General features: G+C 60.7%; 18 protein-coding genes and 1 riboswitch. Of the genes, 9 read left to right on the top strand and 9 right to left on the bottom strand.

The window, feature by feature from the left end; all coding sequences use genetic code 11:
* Window positions 1-14 precede the first annotated feature (14 nt).
* Window positions 15-608 (bottom strand): TetR/AcrR family transcriptional regulator, encoded by a 594-nt coding sequence (locus CPH57_RS09065; protein WP_096242282.1) that lies wholly within the window; start codon window positions 606-608, stop codon window positions 15-17.
* Between the two features lie 140 nt (window positions 609-748).
* Between CPH57_RS09065 and CPH57_RS09060 the strand changes: the two genes are divergently transcribed.
* The 3 genes from CPH57_RS09060 to CPH57_RS09050 are packed head-to-tail and all read left to right on the top strand — an operon-like array spanning window position 749 to window position 3616.
* On the top strand, window positions 749-1804 hold the full coding sequence (locus CPH57_RS09060; RefSeq protein WP_033643176.1) for a sugar phosphate isomerase/epimerase: 1056 nt from the start codon (window positions 749-751) through the stop codon (window positions 1802-1804).
* A 26-nt stretch (window positions 1805-1830) separates the two neighbouring features.
* A complete protein-coding gene (locus CPH57_RS09055) occupies window positions 1831-2727 on the top strand; it encodes an alpha/beta fold hydrolase (RefSeq protein WP_096242281.1) in 897 nt (298 codons plus the stop codon).
* A complete protein-coding gene (locus CPH57_RS09050) occupies window positions 2714-3616 on the top strand; it encodes an alpha/beta hydrolase (protein WP_096242280.1) in 903 nt (300 codons plus the stop codon). The genes CPH57_RS09055 and CPH57_RS09050 overlap by 14 nt, the downstream gene beginning before the upstream one ends.
* Before the next feature lie 428 nt (window positions 3617-4044).
* On the opposite strand, the gene CPH57_RS09045 is transcribed toward CPH57_RS09050, so the two are convergent.
* Window positions 4045-5478, bottom strand: a complete 1434-nt coding sequence (locus CPH57_RS09045) for an NAD-dependent succinate-semialdehyde dehydrogenase (RefSeq protein WP_033643173.1) — start codon at window positions 5476-5478, stop codon at window positions 4045-4047.
* A gap of 196 nt (window positions 5479-5674) precedes the next feature.
* Between CPH57_RS09045 and CPH57_RS09040 the strand changes: the two genes are divergently transcribed.
* Together CPH57_RS09040 and CPH57_RS09035 are read left to right on the top strand one after the other, a co-directional pair.
* On the top strand, window positions 5675-6502 hold the full coding sequence (locus tag CPH57_RS09040) for an AraC family transcriptional regulator (RefSeq protein WP_096242279.1): 828 nt from the start codon (window positions 5675-5677) through the stop codon (window positions 6500-6502).
* A gap of 98 nt (window positions 6503-6600) precedes the next feature.
* Complete coding sequence (locus tag CPH57_RS09035; protein ID WP_096242278.1) at window positions 6601-7569, top strand: DMT family transporter; 969 nt, start codon at window positions 6601-6603, stop codon at window positions 7567-7569.
* Window positions 7570-7596: 27 nt separating this feature from the next.
* Here the strand turns inward: CPH57_RS09035 and fusA are convergent, their stop codons facing one another.
* Entirely contained in the window at window positions 7597-9702 is a 2106-nt protein-coding gene (gene fusA / locus CPH57_RS09030) for an elongation factor G (RefSeq protein ID WP_033643170.1), read from the bottom strand.
* Window positions 9703-9950: 248 nt separating this feature from the next.
* Window positions 9951-10199 carry a DUF883 family protein gene (locus CPH57_RS09025; protein ID WP_004938127.1) on the bottom strand — a complete coding sequence of 83 codons (249 nt, stop codon included), beginning with the start codon at window positions 10197-10199 and terminating at the stop codon, window positions 9951-9953.
* Window positions 10200-10420: 221 nt separating this feature from the next.
* Between CPH57_RS09025 and CPH57_RS09020 the strand changes: the two genes are divergently transcribed.
* Entirely contained in the window at window positions 10421-11917 is a 1497-nt protein-coding gene (locus CPH57_RS09020) for an alpha/beta hydrolase (RefSeq protein ID WP_033643169.1), read from the top strand.
* 45 nt (window positions 11918-11962) lie between these two features.
* Here CPH57_RS09020 and CPH57_RS09015 read toward each other — a convergent pair whose 3' ends face one another.
* From CPH57_RS09015 to CPH57_RS08995, 5 genes are all read right to left on the bottom strand, one after another.
* Window positions 11963-12508, bottom strand: a complete 546-nt coding sequence (locus tag CPH57_RS09015) for a cysteine hydrolase family protein (RefSeq protein ID WP_096242277.1) — start codon at window positions 12506-12508, stop codon at window positions 11963-11965.
* Between the two features lie 219 nt (window positions 12509-12727).
* Window positions 12728-13765 (bottom strand): ABC transporter ATP-binding protein, encoded by a 1038-nt coding sequence (locus CPH57_RS09010; RefSeq protein ID WP_047575113.1) that lies wholly within the window; start codon window positions 13763-13765, stop codon window positions 12728-12730.
* The gene (locus CPH57_RS09005; protein WP_060660680.1) at window positions 13762-15345 is read right to left on the bottom strand and encodes an iron ABC transporter permease; all 1584 of its coding nucleotides are present in this window, start codon (window positions 15343-15345) and stop codon (window positions 13762-13764) included. Before CPH57_RS09005 ends, CPH57_RS09010 begins: the two co-directional genes overlap by 4 nt.
* Before the next feature lie 33 nt (window positions 15346-15378).
* Window positions 15379-16395, bottom strand: coding sequence for an iron ABC transporter substrate-binding protein (locus CPH57_RS09000; RefSeq protein WP_060660681.1), 1017 nt, complete (start codon window positions 16393-16395; stop codon window positions 15379-15381).
* 274 nt (window positions 16396-16669) lie between these two features.
* Window positions 16670-17245 (bottom strand): hypothetical protein, encoded by a 576-nt coding sequence (locus CPH57_RS08995; protein ID WP_033643163.1) that lies wholly within the window; start codon window positions 17243-17245, stop codon window positions 16670-16672.
* Between the two features lie 708 nt (window positions 17246-17953).
* On the opposite strand from CPH57_RS08995, the gene CPH57_RS08990 reads away from it, so the two are divergent.
* The 3 genes from CPH57_RS08990 (at window position 17954) to CPH57_RS08980 (ending at window position 21431) form a co-directional block, all read left to right on the top strand.
* Window positions 17954-18223 carry a hypothetical protein gene (locus CPH57_RS08990; protein ID WP_096242276.1) on the top strand — a complete coding sequence of 90 codons (270 nt, stop codon included), beginning with the start codon at window positions 17954-17956 and terminating at the stop codon, window positions 18221-18223.
* Window positions 18224-18397: 174 nt separating this feature from the next.
* Window positions 18398-20017: an ABC transporter substrate-binding protein gene (locus CPH57_RS08985; RefSeq protein ID WP_096242834.1), complete on the top strand. Its 1620-nt coding sequence runs from the start codon at window positions 18398-18400 to the stop codon at window positions 20015-20017.
* Between the two features lie 142 nt (window positions 20018-20159).
* Window positions 20160-20333: riboswitch (M-box (ykoK) riboswitch) on the top strand.
* A gap of 75 nt (window positions 20334-20408) precedes the next feature.
* Complete coding sequence (locus CPH57_RS08980; RefSeq protein WP_033643160.1) at window positions 20409-21431, top strand: magnesium transporter; 1023 nt, start codon at window positions 20409-20411, stop codon at window positions 21429-21431.
* The last annotated feature ends 50 nt before the right edge of the window (window positions 21432-21481 follow it).

Here is a 21481-nt window from a genome sequence, read left to right as displayed (position 1 = left end):
CATTCAAGAATCGATTAGGCGCGGTCGCCCAACGCCGTCAGCGCCACGTTTACCGCCGCCAATAACCGCGCCTCGGTGACGCCGTCACGCGCCTGAATCGACAGGCCGTGCAGGAAGACGGCGAAATAGTCACCCAGGCTGTCGGCATCGGTGTCGGCCGGCAATTCGCCGGTTTGCACCGCCTGCCGCAGCCGTTCGACGATCTGCTGCGTGCGCTGCAGCCGATGCTCAGCCAGCCAGGTTTTGAGCCCGTCGTTCTCCGCACTGACGCTGGCGGCGGAGGAGACCACCATGCAGCCTTGCGGCAGATCGGGCCGGCTATAGAGCCGCACGGCGTCTTCCAGCAGGCGTTTGAGCGCCGGGCGAATGCCGCTTTCCGTCGCGAAGGCGCGATCGGCGAAGCCCCCTTCGGCGGTTTCATAACAGGCGATCGCCTCGCGGAACAGCTGCTCTTTGGAGCCGAACGCTTTGTAGATGCGTGCGGAAGCGATGCCCAACTCCGCCACCAGATCCGACATCGAAGTGCCTTCGTAACCTTGCCGCCAGAATAAGTTTCGCGCCCTCAATAGCGCCTGTTCGCGATCGAACTCGCGCGGTCTGCCTGCCATTCGCTGCTCCAATTTACCTGCCATTCAGCGACATAGGATCGCTTAAATCGGCGGGAATACCAATGCCTTTATAAATTTCGCTTGCGGTCGCCGCGCTTTGCTCCTATTGTTTGTCAATCGACAACCAATAGGAGTTTACGATGAAAACCCTCAAAGGTCCAAGCCTGCATCTCGCGCAATTCAGCGATGACGCGGCGCCGTTCAACAGCTTGCCCGCCATTGCCGAGTGGGCGGCGCGGACCGGTTTTACCGCCTTGCAGATCCCGGCCTGGGATCGGCGTTTATTCGACGTGGCCACCGCTGCGGAAAGCCAAACCTACTGCGACGATTTGACCGGCATGTTGGCGGAGCAGGGGTTGGTGGTCAGCGAACTGACCAGCCATATCTTCGGCCAGCTGATGGCGGTGCACCCGGCTTACGATGCGCTGTGCGACAGCTTTGCGCCGCCGGCGCTGCAGGGCGATCCCAAGGCCCGCGGCGAGTGGGCGCTGCAGCAAATGCTGTTGGCGGTGAAGGCGTCGGCGCGGCTCGGGCTCAGCGAACTGGGCACCTTTTCCGGTTCGCTGGCCTGGCCCTATCTGTTCCCGTTCCCGCAGCGCCCTGAAGGATTGATCGACACCGCGTTCAACGAGCTCGCCAAACGCTGGCTGCCGGTGCTCGACGCCTGCGAGGAGCAGGGCATCAATCTGTGTTATGAAATTCACCCGAGTGAGGATCTGCACGACGGCGTGACGTTTGAGATGTTTCTGCAGCGCGTCGGCAACCATCCGCGTTGCCGGGTGTTGTTCGATCCGAGCCACATGGTGCTGCAGCAGCTTAACTATCTGGAGTTTATCGATATCTATAAGGACGTTATCGGCATGTTCCACGTTAAGGACGCCGAGTTCAATCCGACCGGTCGTCAGGGCATATACGGCGGTTATCAGTCCTGGATCGATCGCGCCGGCCGTTTCCGCTCGCTGGGCGACGGCCAGGTCGATTTCAACGGCATTTTCTCCCGTTTGACGCAGTATGGCTATCCGGGCTGGGCGACGCTGGAGTGGGAATGCTGCCTGAAAAATCCGCAGGACGGCGCTCGCGAAGGCGCGGCCTTCATTCGCGATCGCATTATCCGTGTCACCGACAAAGTGTTTGATGACTTCGCCGGTGCGCCGGTCAATCCTCAGCAGATCAATGCCTTGCTCGGCATTCGCTGAGCCTGACCCCACAGGGAGTTAACCCCATGAAACACACTCAAAACGAGATCCTGTTGCAGGATCTCGCGGCGGAACACGTCTATACCCAGGTCAACGGCCGGCGCCTTCACTGCGTGGTGGCCGGCGAAGGGCGGCCGGTGCTGCTGATCCCCGGCTGGCCGCAAACCTGGTACACCTGGCGTTATGTGATGCGCGCCTTGGCGGCGGCCGGTTTTCAGGCGATCGCCGTCGATCCGCCGGGCATCGGCGACTCTGACAAGCCCGCCGGCGGCTACGACACCGGCAGCATCGGTGCGGCGTTGCACGCGATGATGGCGCAGCTGGGCCATCAACGTTACCAACTGGTCGGCCACGATATCGGCATGTGGATCGGTTACGCCATGGCGAGCGATTTCCCGCAGGCGGTGGAACGTCTGGTGCTGACGGAGGCGGTGATACCCGGGCTGGCGCCGCCGCCGCCGATCTTCGTCGCGCCGGAGGAGAACATCTTCCTGTGGCACTTCATGTTCAACCAACTGGCTGATTTGCCGGAGACCCTGACCCAAGGGCGCGAGCGGGAGTATCTTGGCTATATCTTTAACCGTTGGTCCTATCGGCGCGATCGGGTGGCGGCGCAGGTGTATATCACCGCCTATTCGGCGCCGGGCGGCCTGCGCGCCGGATTCGACTATTACCGGGCAATCCCGGAGACCGTGCGGCAGAACCGGCTGCGCGCCGCCACGCCCCTGATGATGCCGGTGTTGACGGTAGGGGCGGAGCACGCCACCGGCGACGCGCCGCTGACGACGCTGCGGGGCAATGCGCACGATCTGCGGGGCGAAACGGTCGCCGGCTGCGGGCATTTCATTACCGAGGAGTGTCATGAGGAATTTATTGCCCTGATTACGCCGTTCCTGGCAGGAGAACCCCATGCCGCTCGATGAACGCATCGTCGCCTTTTTGACGGCGTCGGCCGATGCGTCGCCCCCCGCGTCGCTGGCGGAAATGCGCGCGGCCACGGAAACCGGTTTACGCCGGCTGCAGGGCGAGGCGGAACCGAGCGGCGGCGTCAGGGATTTTACGCTGGTCGCCACCGATGGGCACCGGATTGCGCTGCGCGCCTATCTACCGGCGGGGGAAAGGCGCGCTACCGCACAACCGGCGATGCTGTTCGCCCACGGCGGCGGCTGGTGCCTCGGTTCGCTGTCGCTGTATGACCAGCCCTGTCAGGCGCTGGCTAACGCCACTGATCGGGTGATCCTGTCGGTCGATTATCGACTGGCGCCGGAGTTTCCTTTTCCACAGCCGCTGGAAGATGTCTATCAGGCGCTCTGTTGGGCGGCGCAACAGGCGCCGCAGTTAGGGATTGACGCTGACCGTCTGGCGGTGGGTGGTGACAGCGCCGGAGGCAATCTGGCGGCGGCGGTCGCGCTGTTGGCGCGGGATCGCGGCGGCCCGCACATTGAACGTCAACTGCTGCTGTACCCGGCGCTCAGCCGCGAAATGGCGACGAAGAGCTATCGCGAATTCGCCGAGGGGCATTTTTTGACGCGCGACGCGATGGTGTTTTGTTGGCAGCAGTACCTGGCCCAGCGACGCGATCCGAGCGCCGAGCCGCTGCATGCCGCCACGCTACGCGGGTTACCGCCGGCCACTATCCTGAGCTGCGAATATGATCCGCTGCGCGATGAGGCCGAACTGTATGCGCAGCGGCTGCGTGAGGCGGGTGTGGCGGTACGCTGTGAACGGTTGCCGGGCATGGTGCATGCCTGCATTCACATGTTGGGGCTGGCCCCGGCGGCGCGGCGCCTGTTCGAGCTGGCTCGCGAGTAAAAAGTTCACGCTAAGACGCGATGAACCATTCTTATCCCATTCGTTTGATGTTGTGTTATGAAAGGCAATGAAAATAGTGAGATAAGCAGGGTGTTGGGCGCCCTTGAAGACGCCGAACGCAGGCATAGCGCATTAGGAGAAACCGCCATGGACGGCGGTTTCAGGTGAGACAGGCAGGGACGCCTGTCGCAACCGGCCTCAATGCGGTATGGCGGAGAGAGGGAAGTTGGCAAAGCCAACCGTCTGATAGGGCAAAGGCGCGGGTTGCCAGGGGCCGCGCCTTCGGCCCCTGGCTCGGTCGAAGCGTATGAGCTTCATGGCGCATCTCACCTTTATCGACCGAAAACTGCACAAATACGTTCAGAAAAACGCTAACTAACCAGGATTACCCGCATTGCGGGGCTTCTGGCTATTCATCCGACGTGCGATTAACGGCCGGCGACGGTGACAAAACGCGTTTCCAGGTAGGACTCGATCGCTTCGCTGCCGCCTTCGGTGCCGTGGCCGGAGTCCTTCACGCCGCCAAACGGCGTTTCCGGCAGGCCGAAACCGATGTGGTTGATGCTCAGCATGCCGCTCTCCACGTCGCGCCCCAGCGCATTGACGGTGGCGATGTTGCGGCTGTAAGCGTAGGCGGCCAGCCCGTACGGCAGGCGATTGGCTTCGGCGATCGCCTCGTCGTAGGTGGCGAACGGGCGTAGCAGGGCGACCGGGCCAAACGGCTCTTCCGACATGGCGCGCGCGCTCAGCGGCACGTCACGCAGCACCGTCGGCTCGAAGAAGTTGCCTTTGCCCGCCACGCGTTTGCCGCCGGTGCTGGCCTTCGCCCCGTGGGCGATAGCGTCTTGCACCAGCGCCTCGATATTGTCGACGCTGCGGCCCAGCACCATCGGCCCCATCGTCACGCCGTCTTCTAGCCCGTTGCCGAGCTTGAGTTCACGCACCGCGGCGGTGAATTTCTCCACGAAGGCTTCATAAACGCCTTGCTGGATCAGGAAGCGGGTCGGGGCGATACAGACCTGGCCGGCGTTGCGGAACTTGGATTGCGCCAGCTCTTTGGCCGCCGCGTCGAGATCGGCGTCGTCGAAGATCAGCACCGGCGCGTGGCCGCCCAGCTCCATGGTGGCCTTTTTCATATGCTGGCCGGCCAGCGCAGCCAGATGTTTGCCCACGCGGGTGGAGCCGGTGAAGGAGATCTTGCGAATGGTCGGATGCGGGATCAGGTATTCCGAGATTTCCGCCGGGGTGCCGTACACCAGCGCGATCACCCCGGCCGGAATGCCGGCGTCGGCGAAGGCTTTGATCAGCTCAGCCGGTGAGGCCGGCGTTTCTTCCGGGCCTTTGACGATGATTGAACAACCCGCCGCCAGCGCGGCGGACAGCTTGCGCACGATCTGGTTGATCGGGAAGTTCCACGGCGTGAAGGCGGCCACCGGGCCGACCGGCAGTTTCAGGGTTTGCTGCTGCACGTCGCGAGCGCGGGACGGAATAATCTGCCCGTAGGTGCGGGTGGCTTCGCCGGCGAACCACTCGATCACGTCGGCGGCGTTGAGAATTTCGATTTTGGCCTGCGCCACTGGCTTACCCTGTTCCTGCGTCATGATGGCGGCGACGGCGTCGGCGCGTTCGCGCAGCAGCGCAGCGGCTTTGCGCATCAGGTTGGCGCGCTGGTGTGCGGCGGTGTTTCGCCAAACGTTAAACCCGCGTTCGGTGGCGGCCAGCGCCAGATCGAGATCCTCTGCGGCGGCGTGCGCCACTTGACCGATGATCTCGTCGGTAGCGGGGTTGGAGACCGGCAGGGTTTTTCCGGCCAGCGCGCTGCGCCATTGTCCATCGATATACAGTTGAGTATCCGGATACATTGTTGCCTCTTGTTTGCGGAGTGTCAGGGGCCGATGAGCTTCGCGATGCGGCCCGTCTGAAAGGGACAGGGACCTTAACCCTACGCCGAATGGCGCCGATCGTCCAGGCGAGGGGCACGAAAGGACCAGGGCGGCTACTCAACCGGCGATGTTTTGGCTATGCTGAGCAGATTGTCAGCACGGATGAGGAGGTCGGGTGCAAGGGGTTCCACAACAGTTTCCGTTCGAGAAGGACTGCGCGCAGTTCCGGCATTTGTCGCATCTGCCCGGCGTCGAACTCTATCAGGCGCATATCGAACGCTATGCCTTCGAGCCGCATACCCACGACGCCTTCGCCATCGGCACCGTGGACACCGGGGCGGAGCGCTTCCGCTATCGCGGGGCACAGCACCTGGCGGCGCCGGGCGCGCTGGTGCTGATGAATCCTGACGAGCTGCATACCGGCGAAGCTGAAACGCCGGGCGGCTGGTGTTATCGCATGCTCTATCTGGCGCCCGAGGCGCTGGAGCAGCTGTCCGGCGATCGGAGCCAGTGGTTTACCGATGCGGTGCGCCACGATCCGCGGGCGGCGCAGCGCCTGTCCGCCATTCTCGCCGCGCTGTGGCAAACCGACGATCCGCTTACGCTCGACGGCCTGCTGTTGGAAGCGGTGGCGTTGCTGCAACCGCACATCCGCACAGGGCGCCGGGAGAAAGCCGAGTCGGCGCACCGTTTCGAGGTGGTGAAAAGCTACCTGCACGATAACTTCGCCGAGGCTATAACGCTCAACCAACTGGCCGAGCTGGTGTCGCTCAGCCCGTACCATTTCCTGCGCAAGTTCAAGGCCGAATATCACGTCTCGCCGCAGCAGATGCTGATGGCGATCCGGCTGTCGCAGGCCAAACGCATGCTGGAGCGCGGCATGCCCGCCGCACAGGTGGCGGCGGCGGCGGGGCTGACCGATCAGGCGCACCTGACGCGCGCCTTCGCCAACCGTTACGGCGTCACGCCAGTGCGTTTCCAGAAACAGGTGAAATTGGGCTAAAACAGCAACCTGCTACAATAATTCCTCCCCGCGTTTTCGTTACTCTGCCGCTGTCTTGTCGGGCGGGTTGGCCGCACCGGCCGTTTGTCGGAGTTGTTATGTTCATTGGCGTTGTGTTTGCCCTGGCCGCCGGGCTGATGTGGGGATTGATTTTCGTCGGTCCGTTGCTGGTACCGGACTATCCCGCCGCGCTGCAGTCCACCGGGCGCTATCTGGCCTTCGGGCTGATCGCCTTGCCGCTGGCGTGGTTCGATCGTCGCCGCCTGCGTAAGCTGCAGCGCCAGGATTGGTGGGAAGCGCTCAAGCTGACGGCTATCGGCAATCTGCTGTACTACCTGTGCCTGGCCAGCGCCATTCAGCGCACCGGTGCGCCGGTGTCGACCATGATCATTGGCACCTTGCCGGTCGTGATCGCCATTTGCGCCAATCTGTTTTACGGCCGGCACGACGGGCGCCTGGCCTGGGGCAAACTGGCGCCCGCACTGCTGTTGATCGTCTGTGGATTGGCGTGTGTGAACGTCGCCGAGCTGCGCGGCAATGCGGTGCCGATCGACGGCTGGCGCTATCTCAGCGGTCTTGGGCTGGCCGTGTTGGCGGTGGCGTGCTGGACCTGGTTCCCGCTGCGCAATTCACGCTGGCTGCGGGAGAATCCGACGCAGCGTCCGGCCACCTGGGCCACGGCCCAAGGGCTGGTGACGCTGCCGCTGGCGCTGCTAGGCTATCTGGCGGTCTGCGGTCAGTTGGCGCTGAGCGAGCCGGCGTTCGCCTTGCCGTTCGGCCCGCGCCCTGAGGTGTTTATCCCTCTGATGCTGATCATCGGCGTGTTCTGCTCCTGGCTGGGGGCGCTGTGCTGGAACGAAGCCAGCCAGCGGCTGCCGACGGTGTTGGTGGGGCCGCTCATCGTGTTCGAAATTCTGGCGGGGTTGGCGTATACCTTTCTGTTGCGCCAGGCCTGGCCGCCGCTGCTGACGCTGGCGGGCATCGTCTGTCTGATCGCCGGCGTGGTGTACGCCATGCGCATCAAACCGCAGCCAGTGGTGGTGGCGCTGGAGGACAAGCCGAGGTGACGCCCGCCGTGGCGGCGGGCGTGAGGGTTAACGCTTGCTGTGGTGAATGATCTCTTCGGCCACGTTGCGCGGCGCTTCGGCGTAGTGGCTGAATTCCATGGTGTAGGTGGCGCGGCCCTGCGACATCGAACGCAGGGTGGTCGAGTAGCCGAACATCTCGGACAGCGGCACCTTGGCGCGAATTTCCTTGCCGCCGCCGCCCGGGATATCTTCCATACCCTGCACCAGACCGCGGCGTGAGGAGAGATCGCCCATCACGTTGCCGGCATAATCCTCCGGCGTTTCTACTTCCACCGACATGATCGGCTCGAGGATCACCGGATCCGCCAGGCGGCAGGCGTCCTTGAAGCCGAAGATCGCCGCCATGCGGAACGCCTGTTCCGACGAGTCGACGTCATGGTAAGAACCGAAGGTCAGGTGCACCTTGACGTCCACCACCTGATAACCGGCCAGCACGCCGTTATTCAGCGCCTCGAGCACGCCTTTTTTCACCGCCGGGATAAACTCGCCGGGAATGACGCCGCCCTTGATCTCATCGAAGAACTCGAAGCCTTTGCCGGGTTCGTTCGGCTCGACGGTCAGCACCACGTGGCCGTATTGCCCTTTACCGCCGGATTGGCGCACGAACTTGCCTTCCACGTCGGCCACCCGTTTGCGGATGGTTTCGCGGTAAGACACCTGCGGTTTGCCGGTGGTGGTCTCCACCCCGAACTCGCGGCGCATGCGATCGACGATAATCTCCAGGTGCAGCTCGCCCATGCCGTAGATAATGGTTTGGCCGGATTCTTCATCGGTGCGCACGCGGAACGACGGATCTTCCGAAGAGAGCCGCTGCAGCGCGATGCCCATTTTCTCCTGGTCGCCCTTGGTCTTCGGCTCGATCGCCTGGGCGATCACCGGTTCGGGGAAGGTCATGCGCTCCAGCGTAATGATGGCGCCGGGATCGCACAGCGTATCGCCGGTGGTGACGTCCTTCAGGCCGACGCAGGCGGCAATGTCGCCGGCGTGCAGTTCGTCGATGTCCTTACGATCGTTGGCGTGCATCTGCACGATGCGGCCGATACGCTCCTTTTTGCCCTTGATTGGGTTATAAACGCTGCTGCCTTTGGCCAGCACCCCGGAATAGACGCGCACGAAGGTGAGTTGGCCGACGAACGGGTCGGTCATCAGCTTAAACGCCAGCGCCGAGAATTTTTCGTTGTCGTCGGCTTTGCGAGTGATGATTTCATCGTGTTCGCCGTGGCCCTCCATCGGCGGCACGTCGAGCGGCGAGGGCATCAGCTCGATCACCGCGTCCAGCATGCGCTGCACGCCTTTGTTGCGGAACGCCGATCCGCACAGCATCGGTTGGATTTCGCCGGCGACGGTGCGCACCCGCAGCCCGTGAACGATCTCCTCTTCGCTCAGCGGCACCTGATTGAGGTATTTCTCCATCAGTTCTTCCGACGCTTCGGCGGCCGCTTCAATCATGTTTTCACGCCACTCCTGCGCCGATTCGCGCAGGTCGGCCGGGATCTCTTCGAAACTGAAGTTCATGCCCTGCGAGGCTTCGTCCCACAGAATGGCTTTCATCCGCACCAGATCCACCACGCCGCTGAAGCGGTCTTCGGCGCCGATAGGAATAACGATCGGCACCGGGTTGGCTTTGAGGCGCTCGATCATCATTTTGCGCACGCGGAAAAAGTCCGCGCCGATGCGGTCCATCTTGTTGACGAACGCCAGCCGCGGCACTTTGTACTTGTTGGCTTGGCGCCAGACGGTTTCCGACTGCGGCTGGACGCCGCCCACCGAGTCATAGACCATGACGGCGCCGTCCAGCACGCGCATTGAGCGCTCCACTTCAATGGTGAAATCGACGTGCCCGGGGGTGTCGATGATATTGATGCGGTGCTGCGGATAATTATGCTGCATGCCGTTCCAGAAGCAGGTGGTGGCCGCCGAGGTGATGGTGATGCCGCGCTCTTGTTCCTGCGCCATCCAGTCCATGGTCGCCGCGCCGTCATGCACTTCGCCCAGCTTGTGGCTGACCCCGGTGTAAAACAGAATCCGCTCGGTGGTGGTGGTCTTGCCGGCATCGATATGCGCGGAGATGCCGATATTGCGGTAACGTTCGATAGGGGTGGTGCGAGCCATAATCAACCTTTCTTAGCCGCGTGAAGGAGAGCGGCTTAAACAGCATGGATAATGATGATAATCCTCATAGGGTTATCCGCCGGATCGCAGAGCCTTGCTCTGGTCACAAACTAATCGTAGTTGAAGGCGTTGGTTTTTTTAAGCGATGGTTGTGATAGATGAAAGTTTGCACGCACAACGGCGCCGGCGCAGAAAAGGGCGAAAAAAAGGCCCGTAACGGGCCTATTGTCGTAGGGCGCATTCGCCGCTTATTTGCGTCCCAGCAGGAAGCCGAAAACGATGCCGACTGCCGCCGCAACGGCCACGCCGGCCAGCGGGTTGGCTTCCACCTGCGTTCTTACGCTGTCCGCTGCGTCACGGGCGGCATAGCTGGCCTGGGAGGCGTACTTGCGCGCCGCGCCGCGCACCTGATGCTCCGGCGAATCGACGGCTTTACCGAACGCTTCTTCTACCGCGCCTGCGGCTTCATTGGCTTTGTCTTCCGCTTTACCAAACATGCTGCTCTCCTGTTCCTTGTGGGTTAACGAACTCTAAGCCTAGCAGGTGAACGGCGTTTTTTGCAGCATTCTGTGCGTTATAAGATCAATCCGAGCAAAGAAAAGTCTTTCCATACGCACGACGTCGGCTTCACCCGCGCATTTTTTTATGTTCTATTGGCTAGCGGTTTAACCGAGTATCGTTACCCTTTGACCGATTCGTTGAGTTGAAAGGACTCCCCATGTCAGTACTGCGTATTCTGGCGCTGCTCGCCGCGACCGCCGCCGCGTTGCCCGCCCAGGCCAAACCTGCGGCTCACGGCGCGGCGCCCGAGAACGGCGTTCGTTGGCAATCTTGTCTCAACAGCGGCTTTCAGCGTTGGTTCGATGAAGCGCCGCAGGCGGGGCTGCGCTGCGGCTACCTCGACGTGCCGTTGGTTTACGCTACGCCTCCCGCCCATTCGGCGCAGGCGGGGGAACCGACCGTGCGTCTGGCGCTGACCCTGCTGCCCGCCACCGGGCCGAAAAAGGGCAGCGTCGTGGTGATCAGCGGCGGGCCGGGCCTGCCGGGGATCAATCCTTATCTCGGCAACGACGCCCACGTCGCCAAACTGCGTAAATCCTACGACATCATCGGTTACGATCCGCGCGGCGTCGGTCAATCGACGCCAAAAATTTCCTGCCAGGTGGCCGAAGGTGACGAACTCCCTGAACCGGACGACAACGACGTGGCCGGCGCGGAGAACCAGACGCGCACCCTGATCGCCGCCTGCATCAAACAGACCGGCGCGGACGTGCTGCAACACATCGGCACCGACGAGGCGGTCAACGATCTGAACGCGATCCGCCATGCGCTGGGCGAACCGGGGCTGACGGCGGTGGCGTACTCTTACGGCACCAAGGTGGCGGCGCTGTATGCCGAACGTTTTCCGAAGAAAACGCGCGCGCTGGTGCTGGACGGGGTGGTGGATCTGGCGGAGGACGATTTCACCCAGCGCATGAATCAGGAGCGAGGCTTCCAGCAAAGTTTCCTGCGTTTCGCCGCCTATTGCGGAAAAACCGACAGCTGCCAGCTTGGCGGCGGTGCCAATCAGGCGCTTCAGCGTTATCATGCTTTGCTGCGCAAGCTGCATGAGCAGCCGTTCGTCACTGCGGCGGGCTATGAGATCTCCGCCGACGATGTGCTGACGGTGACGCGTTCGCTGCTGTTGTGGCCGGAGCGCTGGCATGAACTGGCCACCGTACTGCGTCAGCTCGATGCCGGCATCGCCGGGCAACAGGTTTCCGATCTGATCGACGAAAGCTATTCTCCGGATGCCGATGATGCCCTGAACGTCATCACCTGCGCCGACGTCGCCAACCCAACGGCCGATCCGCAGCTGTTGCGCAGGCAGCGGCAGGAGATCAATACCGCCGCTTTATATGCCCACTATCTGCCGCTGCACGAGTATCCGCTGGAAATGTGCGACCTGTGGCCGTACCGCGGCAAAGATCGGCCGCACATGCCGGTGGCGTCCGCCGCGCTGCCGCCGCTGCTGTTCGTCGCCCAGCGCTACGATCCAACTACGCCGTACCGCAATGCCCAGGTGATGGCCTCGGCCTTTAAAAGCCCGCTGATCACCCGCGAACGCGACGGACATACGTTGGCGCTGAACGGCATCGACAGCTGCGTCGACGAAAGCGTGGTGGAGTATCTGCTGGCGCCGAAAAAGCCGCGCCGCGACAAGGTTTGCCGCTGAGGAGGCCGGGCGTTGGCCCGGCCTGGCAGCCAAGTCGCGCGTGTTTTAGAATTTCACCTCTTCCGCCAGCGCCAGCGTCACGAACGGCCCCGACAGGGTCTGGTTATGGTGACGGATAATGGCGTCGGCGCCGAGCGCCGCCGTGTCCGAACAGCTATGGGCATCGGCGGCCAACACCAGGTCAAATCCCAACTCCGCGCCGCGCCGACACGCGGTGTCTACGCAGTATTGCGTTTTCATTCCCGAAATCACCAACCGACCGATGCCGGCTTGCTTAAGCCACTCCGCCAGGCCAGTCCGGTAAAAACAGCTGGGATGGGTTTTATCGATGAACCAGTCGGCTTGCGCATCGGTGTCGAGATCGGGGTGAACTTGCCACAGTGGACTGTTTGCGGCGATAGGTGAACCTGCCGGGCCGGAGTGGCGAATAAACACCACGAGCGCATTCGCCACGCGTGCGGCGCGTATCAACGCATGGGTCTTCGCCAGAAGGGTTTCGGCGGCGAACGGGGGATGGTCCGGCGAGGCGAACAGGCCGACTTGCATGTCGATAACCAGCAGGGCGCTGCGCGGTGCGGGGATAGTTGGCATAGGTCTTCTCCGTAATGAAATTGCCGGCGGGCACGGAGAAATAAAAAACCCCGGCCATGGCTGGCGGGGCTTGGGGATACGTCGTTAGCTGTTGCGCACCCGTGCAGCCCGCCATTGCGTGGCGGTTGCGGTGGTGGTGGTGAGGGCGTGCGCTATGCGATACATGCCATTGATAATGCGCGGTGGCGAGGGGAACGTCAAGGGTCGCTCCCCACACTCTCAGCCGGTGAAAATATGCGCTTGCCCCATCACGTTGAGACTGACCTGCGCCCCGGGCCGCAGGCCTTCGCGGCTGACGGTTTTGATTTCGAGCTGCGCGCCGTCGGCGGCCATTTGCAGATTGAGGGTGGAGACGAAGCCGGCGAAATCGATGCCGGTGATCACCGCCTGGCCGCGCTGCGCCGGATCGGACAAACCGATTTGAATCTGCTCCGGACGCAGCATGATGCGCGCCGAGCCGCTGCGTTGGCGATCGTCGACGGCGATGCGCCCCAATGCGCAGTCGGCCCAGCCGTGCGCCAGCTCGGCGGTCAGCACCAGCGTTTCGCCAAGGAAACTGGCGGTCGGTTCATCGACCGGGCGCAGATAAAGATCCTGCGGCGCGCCCACCTGCGCCAGCCGACCGTTGCGCATGACCGCCACCTGATCGGCGAACGACAGCGCCTCGCTCTGATCGTGGGTGACCAGGATCGACGCGACTTTGGCCTCCGTCAGCAGTTCGGCGACCGCTTTGCGGGTGGCGGCGCGCAGGCCGGTATCCAGCGCCGAGAACGGTTCGTCCAGCAACATCAGCCGCGGTTGCTGCGACAAGGCTCGCGCCAATGCGACCCGCTGTTGCTGTCCGCCGGACAGCTCGTGCGGCCACAGGGCGGCCAGGCGACGATCCAGCGCCACCATCTCCATCAGCGCCTCGATGCGACGCTGTTTCTCGCGCTTGCTGCCTTTGAGGCCAAAACCGATGTTGCCGGCGACGGTAAAGTGCGGGAACAGCGCGCCATCCTGCGGGACGAAGCCGATGCCGCGCAGGTGCGCCGGCACCCAGCCGCCGCCGTTGCCCATCGCTTGCCCCTGCAGCAGAATTTGTCCGCCGTCGGGGATTTCAAAACCGGCGATGATGCGCAGCAGGGTGGTTTTGCCGGAGCCGGAAGGGCCGACGATCGCCGTGCGGCTGCCGGCGGCAACCTGCAGGTCGATGTGTTCCAGCACCCTGATGGCATTGTAAGATTTTCCGATACCGTGCAGTTCGAGCGTGCTCATAGTCCCGCCGTACGTTTAGATTGAGAGTAAAGAAGCCAGGTGAGCGGCAGCGACAGCGCCACCATAATCAGCGCATAAGGCGCGGCGGCGACATAGTCTATCTCGCTGGTCAGCGCCCAGAAACCGGTGGCCAGCGTGCGGGTGCCGTTCGGCGCCAGCAGCAGCGTGGCGGTCAATTCATTGGCGATCGCCAGGAACACCAGCGCGGCGCCTGCGGCGGCGCCCGGTGCCGCCAGCCGCAACGTGGTGCTCCACAGCGCCTGCGCCGGCGACTTGCCCAGGCTGCGCGCCACGTTTTCCAATTCCACCGGCGCCTGCGCGATGCCGGCGCGCAGGTTGATCAACGCTCGCGGCATAAACATCAGCAGATACGCCAGCAGCAGGGTGATCTCGGTTTGGTAAATCGGCCGGAAGCTGTGAATGGTGATGGTCACCAGCGCCAGCGCCACCACGATGCCGGGCAGCGAACTGGTCACGTAGTTGCAGCCTTCCAGCACCCGGTACAGGCGGGCCGGATAGCGCACCGACAGCCAGGCCATCGGAATGGCGCACAGCGTAATCAGCAGCGCGCCAGAGGCGGACAGCGACAGCGTTTGCCACAGCGCGGGCCACAGATCGGCGTTGCGCCATACGTCGAGGCCGCCCAGCCATAGCCAGCGGACCAGGGTGATGAAAGGCACGCCCAGCGCCAGCGCGGTCAGCGCGATAGGCAGCAGCAGCGCCAGCGCGGCGAGCGGCGCTGAGAGGCGACGCGGCGTTTGGCTGCGGGCGCTGCCGGAACCGACGCGGGCATAGCGCGCGCGGCCGCGGCTTATCGCCTCAAGCAACAGCAGCCCCAGGCAGCACAGCACCAATACGCCGGCCAGCATGTTGGCCGCCGGGCCGTTGAAGGTTGACTGGAACTGATCGAAGATGGCGGTGGTGAAGGTATCGAAACGGATCATGGCGTACAGGCCGTACTCCGCCATCAGGTGCAGCGCGATCAGCAGCGAACCGCCCCAGACCGCCAGCTTCAGCTGCGGCAACACCACGCGGAAAAACACCGCCGGCGGCCGGGAGCCGAGCGAGGTGGCGACGTCTTCGATACCGGGATCCAGACGGCGCAAGACCGCGGCGGCCGGCAGGTAGATAAACGGAAAATAGGCGAGCACCGAGATGAAAACGCCGGCGCCCAGGCCGTGCATCGACGGCACCAGACTGATCCAGGCATAGCTTTGCACAAAGGCCGGCACCGCCAGCGGCGCGGTCGCCAATACCGCCCAGAGACGGCGGCCCGGCAGCGTGGTGCGTTCGGTCAACCAGGCCAGGGCCACCCCCAGCACGGCGCAGATCGGCAGCGTCAGCACTACCAACAGCAGGGTATTCAACAGCAGCTCTGCCACGCGCGGGCGGAAAACCAGAGCTTTGACCGTTTGCCAGCCGGTTTCAAACGCCACGCCGATAACGAATCCCAGCGGCAGCAGCGCCAGCAACGACAGCAACACGGCGCAGGCCACCACGATCGGCCCCGGCCGCGGGTGACGAGGGATAGCGGAATAACGCCGCGCGGTCTGCGCGGCGTGGGTACTCAGGTTTGACATAACGATCAAAAACTCTCGGTTTGCCGGCGGGCCTTACAGCAGGCCGGCCTCGGTCATCAGTTCGACAACTTTCTTACTGTTCAACTGCGCGGCGTCTACCTTCGGCGCGTCCAGCTCTTTCAGCGGCACCAGTTTCGGGTTGGAGGCCGCACCGACGCCGACGGCGTATTCGAAGGCGTTGTTGGTGCGCAGGATCTCCTGGCCCTGTTTGCCGGTGATCCACTTGATGAACGCCTGCGCCTGCTGCTGATGCTTGCTGGAAGCCAGCACGCCGCCGCCGGAGATGCTGACGAATGCGCCCGGATCCTGATGTTTGAAGTAATATAGCTTGATGTTTTTGCTGTTCTCGCCGGTTTTAGCGCCGTCGACGAACGGGTAGTAATGATAGATCACGCCGCTGTCGATCTGGCCGGCATTGACCGCTTTCATCACCGTGCTGTTGCCTTTATAGGCAGTAAAGTTGGTTTTCATCGCTTTCAGCCAGTCCAGCGTTGCTTTCTCGCCTTTCAGCGCCAGCAGCGCGCTGACGATCGCCTGGAAATCGGCGCCCGATGGCGAAGCGGCCCAGCGGCCTTTCCATTCCGGCTTGGCCAAATCCAGCAGCGACTTCGGCAACTGCGCGTCGGTCAGTTTGGCCGGGTTATAGACGAATACGGTAGAGCGGGCGGCGATGCCGATCCAGCGGCCGTGGCTTGGGCGATATTGTGGCTCTACCTGGGCCAGCGTGGCGGCGTCGAGCGGGGCGAACAGCTTGGCGTTATCCACCAACACCATCGCCGGGGAGTTTTCCGTCAGGAACACGTCGGCAGGCGAGGCGCTGCCTTCCTGCACCAGCTGATTGCCCAGTTCGCTGTCGCCGCCGTTGCGCAGCGTGACTTTGATGCCGGTGTCTTTGGTAAAACCGTCGACCCAGGATTTCACCAGATTTTCGTGCTGGGCGTTGTAAATAACGATGCCCTGGTCGGCGGGGGCCGCCTGAGCGCCGAAGGCCAGCATCATCGAGGAGGCGAGCAGGGCCACGGGGCCGAGGGATGAAATACGCAGCTTCATGCAGTTATCCTTTTTAGCGTTCGAATGAGGAAAACGAATATCGCCTGGCAAGCGCAAGCAGCCCGATTTTAGCCAAGAACATCCATAATGATAGTGAAAACGATTCGTATTAAATTATTTTTGACGATCGCTCACAAAATGAATTGCCCTAAGGATAAGTTAAGTTTCGGCTGGAATAATCTGTTTTGATTGTCTGAATAGAATTGGGGCGCGTTACCTCACAGTGAGCGGCCACCTGCCATCGCAGGCAGCCGCCCGTCAGGCTTGCTTCTTGTCACGCCAGCACAAACTCACCGTTGCCAACGCCGAAGAACTGCCCGTTGATGCTGCTCGCCCACTGCGGCGGATGAACCAAAGAGGCCAGCACCCGGCCATTCTCCAGCAGCGTCAGGACGATCGAACCGGGGTTGATGGCCAATTGTAGGGTTAACGGAACGCCGATCAGATTTTCGGCATCGGGTACGGTGCCTTGCAAATAAATCGTCGGGATGTTGATGTTACCGTCTGAGCCAGTGCCGGTGGCCTGGCCGACAAAACGCACCGATGTACCGTTTGATGGGGCATTGGGACCAATATTGGCAGGCTGCGCGGAAATTTGCACGGTCTCCGCATGTGGCGCGCAGCCACACCCACAGCCACAGCCCTGGAAGCTGAAGTAGCCGCAGATATTTTGTTGGCACCCGCATCCACACAAGGATTGCGGATGCACTTGCTGGTTGAACGCCGGTTTCAATTGCGGATGTTGGTTGAGCAGCGCCTGACGGCTCTGCACTTCCGCGTTATAAGCGTCACGTGATTGTTTATTCAATGCGTTAGCCTGTTCAGGCGTAATATCTTGCAGTGAAGGCATATGTAAACCCCTATGATTTTTGCTGAGTTAGTCTGAAATGCATATCACGCTGAATCCGGTTAGCCACCAGACAGGTAATTGCATCTGAATGGAAATAGTTATTGCCGTCGGCAGAAGAACGGTATGGCAACCAAACCGTTACATCCTATCCTTTCGGCACGCGTTTATATATTTGGATTTGTCTTCTGGTAATTATTTCTTATTAAATCATTCGCCAGTTATTGGTTTGATAACCAACGGCGGCCTCGTGTTAGTCTCGAAGCCATTTAAAGGTAGTTAGGTGTCACGGAGATATCAAGTGGGTTTCCTACTGTTATTTTTACATTGAAAAGCAACTTATTTGGCATGTCCATTATTTTGATTTTAACCTTTTTCGTAACCGATTAATTAATATAGGGTAAGTGAGGGTGTTTTTTAATTAATTGATTTTTATGAAGTTAAACTGTAGTTATCTTTTTTTGTGAATATTCTTAATATATTCATTGAGGTAACGGGTAAACGCGGGTTTGCATTTGACTTATATCAGTTCTTTGTCGAATCTGTAATGGTTATTAACCTGTTTCAATATTGACGACTTGTTATCCACTGGCGATCTTTTTCTTCAGTCTTTTCATGTCGTTCTTCAGCGTTTCGCACAGGCATTAATAACACGGGCCGCCAACGCGAATTAAGAATTATATTCACCAAAAAATAGTGAGAGAGGTGTCTATGTCTAATGGACCGTTTTATACCAATCCGATCGTGGTTATCGATGTAGCTAATGATTGCGTGCATGTGGAGATGGCGATCGATGGAGGAGTATACGAAAACGTATTTCCGTTATCGGTAGCGGCTAATGAACCCTATCCGAAATTGCTGGTGAATCTGGCGATCCAGGCGCAAGCGAGCGGTAAATCATTAATGGTGTGGGGGGAGCCCGGCCCAGAACCGGTTAAAGGCCTGCCGCTGTTTGGTATCACGACCGTGAACATCAAGTAGGGGACGGCAACGCGCATTGTGTTGAAAGCGGGAAGCGCGGTGAGGGATATTCCTTTGATAATGAAAGAAATTCAACACCGCTTTTGGTTATGACTCATAGCGATTAATGATTTAATTTATTCCACTGCCACATTGCATATTGAACGCGATAAAACACTCATCAGGGATATCGACGTGAAATATTCATTCAATGGCAAGAAACTGGCTGGTTTAATCCTCCTGGCTTTTAACGCGACGGCAGCTCAGGCTGCCGACGTACCGGCGGGCGCTAAACTGGCGCCGGTACAGGAATTGGTGCGCGCCAACGGGTATGAACCGGCGACGCTGGATCCGAACCTGGCCGAGAGCAATGTGGAGTTCTACATCTTCAACGATTTGTTCGAAGGTTTGCTGCGCGTCGGGAAAGACGGCGAAGCGATCCCGGCGCTGGCGCAGAAATGGGAGCACCAGGGCAACGTCTGGATTTTCCATCTGCGGCCGCAGGCCAAATGGTCGAACGGCGATCCGGTGACCGCCGACGATTTCGTTTATAGCTGGCGGCGCCTCACCGATCCGAAAACCGCGTCGCCGTACGGCAGCTATCTGGCCTCGGCCTATGTGCTGAATGCGGCGGCGATCAACGCCGGCAGCAAACCGCCGAGCGAGCTGGGCGTTAAAGCGCTGGACGCGAACACCTTGCAGGTGACGCTGTCTGAGCCCAACGCCTACCTGCTCAAACAACTGGTGCATTTTCCGGTTCTGCCGGTCAACCGCAAGGTGGTTGAGCAATACGGCAAAAACTGGACTCAACCGGCGCATTTTGTCGGCAACGGCGCGTTTCGTCTCAGCGAGTGGGTGGTGAACGAAAAAGTGGTGGTGGAACGCAATCCGCTGTATTGGGATAACGCCAACACCGTGCTCAACAAGGTGACCTTCCTGCCGATCCAGGGGTTCCCGGAGGTGGCGCGTTTCCGCGCCGGCGAGGTGGAGTTGGGCTATACCACGCCGCCGGAACTGTATCAGCAGCTGAAAAAAACGCTCGGGGATCAACAGCTGGTGACCTATCCGCTGCTCTCCACCAGCTATTTCGCCTTCAACAACCGCCAGACGCCGTTTAACGACGTGCGGGTGCGCCAGGCGCTGAACCTGGCGCTGGACAAAGAGATCATCGCCGGCAAGGTGCTGGGATACGGCCAGCAGCCGGCCTGGACCTTTACCCCAACGGGGGCGGGCGGCTATCGCCTGCAGGCCGGCGCCGCGGCCGGTTTGACGCCGGAACAACGCCACGCCCAGGCGAAACAGTTGTTGGCGGAGGCCGGTTTCAACGCCGAGAATCCGCTGCGCTTTACCGTGTTGTACAGCAATGACGCCACCATCAAGAAGATCGTCATCGCCGCCGCCGCCATGTGGAAAAAGAACCTCGGGGTGGAGGCCGGCTTGCAAAGCCAGGAGCGCAAAGTGACGCTGGATAATATCAACCGCGGCCAGTACAGCGTAGCCTTTACCCGCTGGCTGGCGGATTACGACGATCCTTCTACCTTCCTGAATGTGTTCCGCGCCGACAGCAGCGAGAACAGCCCCAAATACCGTAACCCGGAATACGATCGCATTCTGCATCAGGCGACGGCGGCGCCGACACCGCAGCAGGTGCAGCAGTATTTCCAGCAGGCCGAGGCGGTGCTGGCCGTCGATACGCCGGTCGCGCCGGTGTACTACGAAGCCAACGCCACGCTCATCAAACCCTACGTCAAGGGGATCGACTTCACCCGACAGGGCGCCCTATACGATAAAAACGTCTACATTCTCGCGCACTGATAAATAAAAAAACGGCTGATTTATATCAGCCGTTTTTATAGATTCGCGTTTAATAAAAATATCCTAAATACTCCATAAACGACGGGCAATCTTTTCTTCCCGCCGGATAAAACAACGCCTATACTGCGCCGGTAGTTTATATGCAGTATCTCGTTTGGCGAGGCTCCTATACAAACACAGGTTACTGATCTGACGACATCGAGAGATGCCCAAGGTTAAGACAGGCTTTATCGGATTAAGGTTCAGCCCAAAGTAACTTCCGAGCAACAATTCGGATACGTTGTATAGTGCTAAAACCTGGACGCGGAGATAGGCAGTCTGCACTCCCTCTGTGGTTACGCCCCTATGCGATTCGCTGTTGAAGTTCACAACAGAAATAGGGACTGACAAAATGATCAAGTCACATCAATACTCTTCTTCTCCGGCGCTGCGCGCGACTGAAACTCTCGATGAAACTTCGGTCGCCGGTTATATGAACGCCGATTTTATTACCGTTCCCGCGACGATGACGGTCACGCATGCCCGGGAATATTTACTTTCACAGCTAAAAACGGACGAAATTCCCACCCGGGTCTTTATTACCGCAGACGATTATCATTTGCGCGGCACGCTGTCGGTGAAAAAACTGCTGCAGTGCGAAGAACAGGATAAAGCGGTCGGCGTAATGATGGATTACAGCTATTTCCAGGTTTCACCCGACGACGATCGCAACGACGTGGCGCATCTGCTGGGCAAAGGCGGTTTGGACGTGGTGCCGGTCGTGGCGAACAACACGCTGGTCGGCGTGCTGGGCGAGCGCGAGATCGCTCGGCTGGTCGAAGATGAAAACACCGAAGACGCGCAGCGTCAGGGCGCGAGCCTGCCGCTGGACAAGCCTTATCTGGAGACCAGCCCGTGGGCGCTGTGGCGCAAACGCTCGGTGTGGCTGCTGATGCTGTTCGTGGCCGAAGCATACACCGGCAACGTGCTGAAAGCGTTTGAAGATCAGCTCGAAGCGGCGATTGCGCTGGCGTTCTTCATCCCGCTGCTGATCGGCACCGGCGGCAACAGCGGTACCCAGATCACCTCGACGCTGGTGCGCGCCATGGCGCTGGGCGAGGTCAGCCTGCGCAATCTGGGCGCGGTGATCCGCAAAGAGGTCACGACCTCGCTGCTGATCGCCGTCACCATTGGTCTGGCGGCCTGGGTGCGCGCCTGGATCATGGGCGTCGGCATGGAGGTGACGCTGGTGGTCAGCCTGTCGCTGGTGGCGATCACCGTATGGAGCGCCATTGTTTCGTCGATCATCCCGATGCTGCTGAAACGGCTCGGTATCGATCCGGCGGTGGTGTCGGCGCCGTTTATCGCCACCTTTATCGACGGCACCGGCCTGATTATCTATTTCAAAATTGCCCAGCACGTCCTGGGAATTTAAACGGGTCCCGCGCTTGAAAGTGCGGGAATGTTGAAAAAAAGAGGAGGACG

The organism is Serratia sp. JKS000199 (genome assembly GCF_900215455.1).
Lineage (GTDB): Bacteria > Pseudomonadota > Gammaproteobacteria > Enterobacterales > Enterobacteriaceae > Serratia > Serratia ureilytica.
This window is presented reverse-complemented; position numbering and strand designations above follow the sequence as displayed.

Excerpts from the sequence above, each read along its gene's own strand:
- CPH57_RS08990 (WP_096242276.1), top strand. The coding sequence starts at position 17,954 with ATGTCTAATGGACCGTTTTATACCAATCCGATCGTGGTTATCGATGTA.
- CPH57_RS09045 (WP_033643173.1), bottom strand. The coding sequence starts at position 5,478 with ATGTATCCGGATACTCAACTGTATATCGATGGACAATGGCGCAGCGCG.
- CPH57_RS09035 (WP_096242278.1), top strand. The coding sequence starts at position 6,601 with ATGTTCATTGGCGTTGTGTTTGCCCTGGCCGCCGGGCTGATGTGGGGA.
- CPH57_RS09015 (WP_096242277.1), bottom strand. The coding sequence starts at position 12,508 with ATGCCAACTATCCCCGCACCGCGCAGCGCCCTGCTGGTTATCGACATG.
- CPH57_RS09065 (WP_096242282.1), bottom strand. The coding sequence starts at position 608 with ATGGCAGGCAGACCGCGCGAGTTCGATCGCGAACAGGCGCTATTGAGG.
- fusA (WP_033643170.1), bottom strand. The coding sequence starts at position 9,702 with ATGGCTCGCACCACCCCTATCGAACGTTACCGCAATATCGGCATCTCC.
- CPH57_RS09025 (WP_004938127.1), bottom strand. The coding sequence starts at position 10,199 with ATGTTTGGTAAAGCGGAAGACAAAGCCAATGAAGCCGCAGGCGCGGTA.
- CPH57_RS08980 (WP_033643160.1), top strand. The coding sequence starts at position 20,409 with ATGATCAAGTCACATCAATACTCTTCTTCTCCGGCGCTGCGCGCGACT.
- CPH57_RS09050 (WP_096242280.1), top strand. The coding sequence starts at position 2,714 with ATGCCGCTCGATGAACGCATCGTCGCCTTTTTGACGGCGTCGGCCGAT.
- CPH57_RS09020 (WP_033643169.1), top strand. The coding sequence starts at position 10,421 with ATGTCAGTACTGCGTATTCTGGCGCTGCTCGCCGCGACCGCCGCCGCG.
- CPH57_RS09005 (WP_060660680.1), bottom strand. The coding sequence starts at position 15,345 with ATGTCAAACCTGAGTACCCACGCCGCGCAGACCGCGCGGCGTTATTCC.
- CPH57_RS09060 (WP_033643176.1), top strand. The coding sequence starts at position 749 with ATGAAAACCCTCAAAGGTCCAAGCCTGCATCTCGCGCAATTCAGCGAT.
- CPH57_RS08995 (WP_033643163.1), bottom strand. The coding sequence starts at position 17,245 with ATGCCTTCACTGCAAGATATTACGCCTGAACAGGCTAACGCATTGAAT.
- CPH57_RS09010 (WP_047575113.1), bottom strand. The coding sequence starts at position 13,765 with ATGAGCACGCTCGAACTGCACGGTATCGGAAAATCTTACAATGCCATC.
- CPH57_RS09000 (WP_060660681.1), bottom strand. The coding sequence starts at position 16,395 with ATGAAGCTGCGTATTTCATCCCTCGGCCCCGTGGCCCTGCTCGCCTCC.
- CPH57_RS09055 (WP_096242281.1), top strand. The coding sequence starts at position 1,831 with ATGAAACACACTCAAAACGAGATCCTGTTGCAGGATCTCGCGGCGGAA.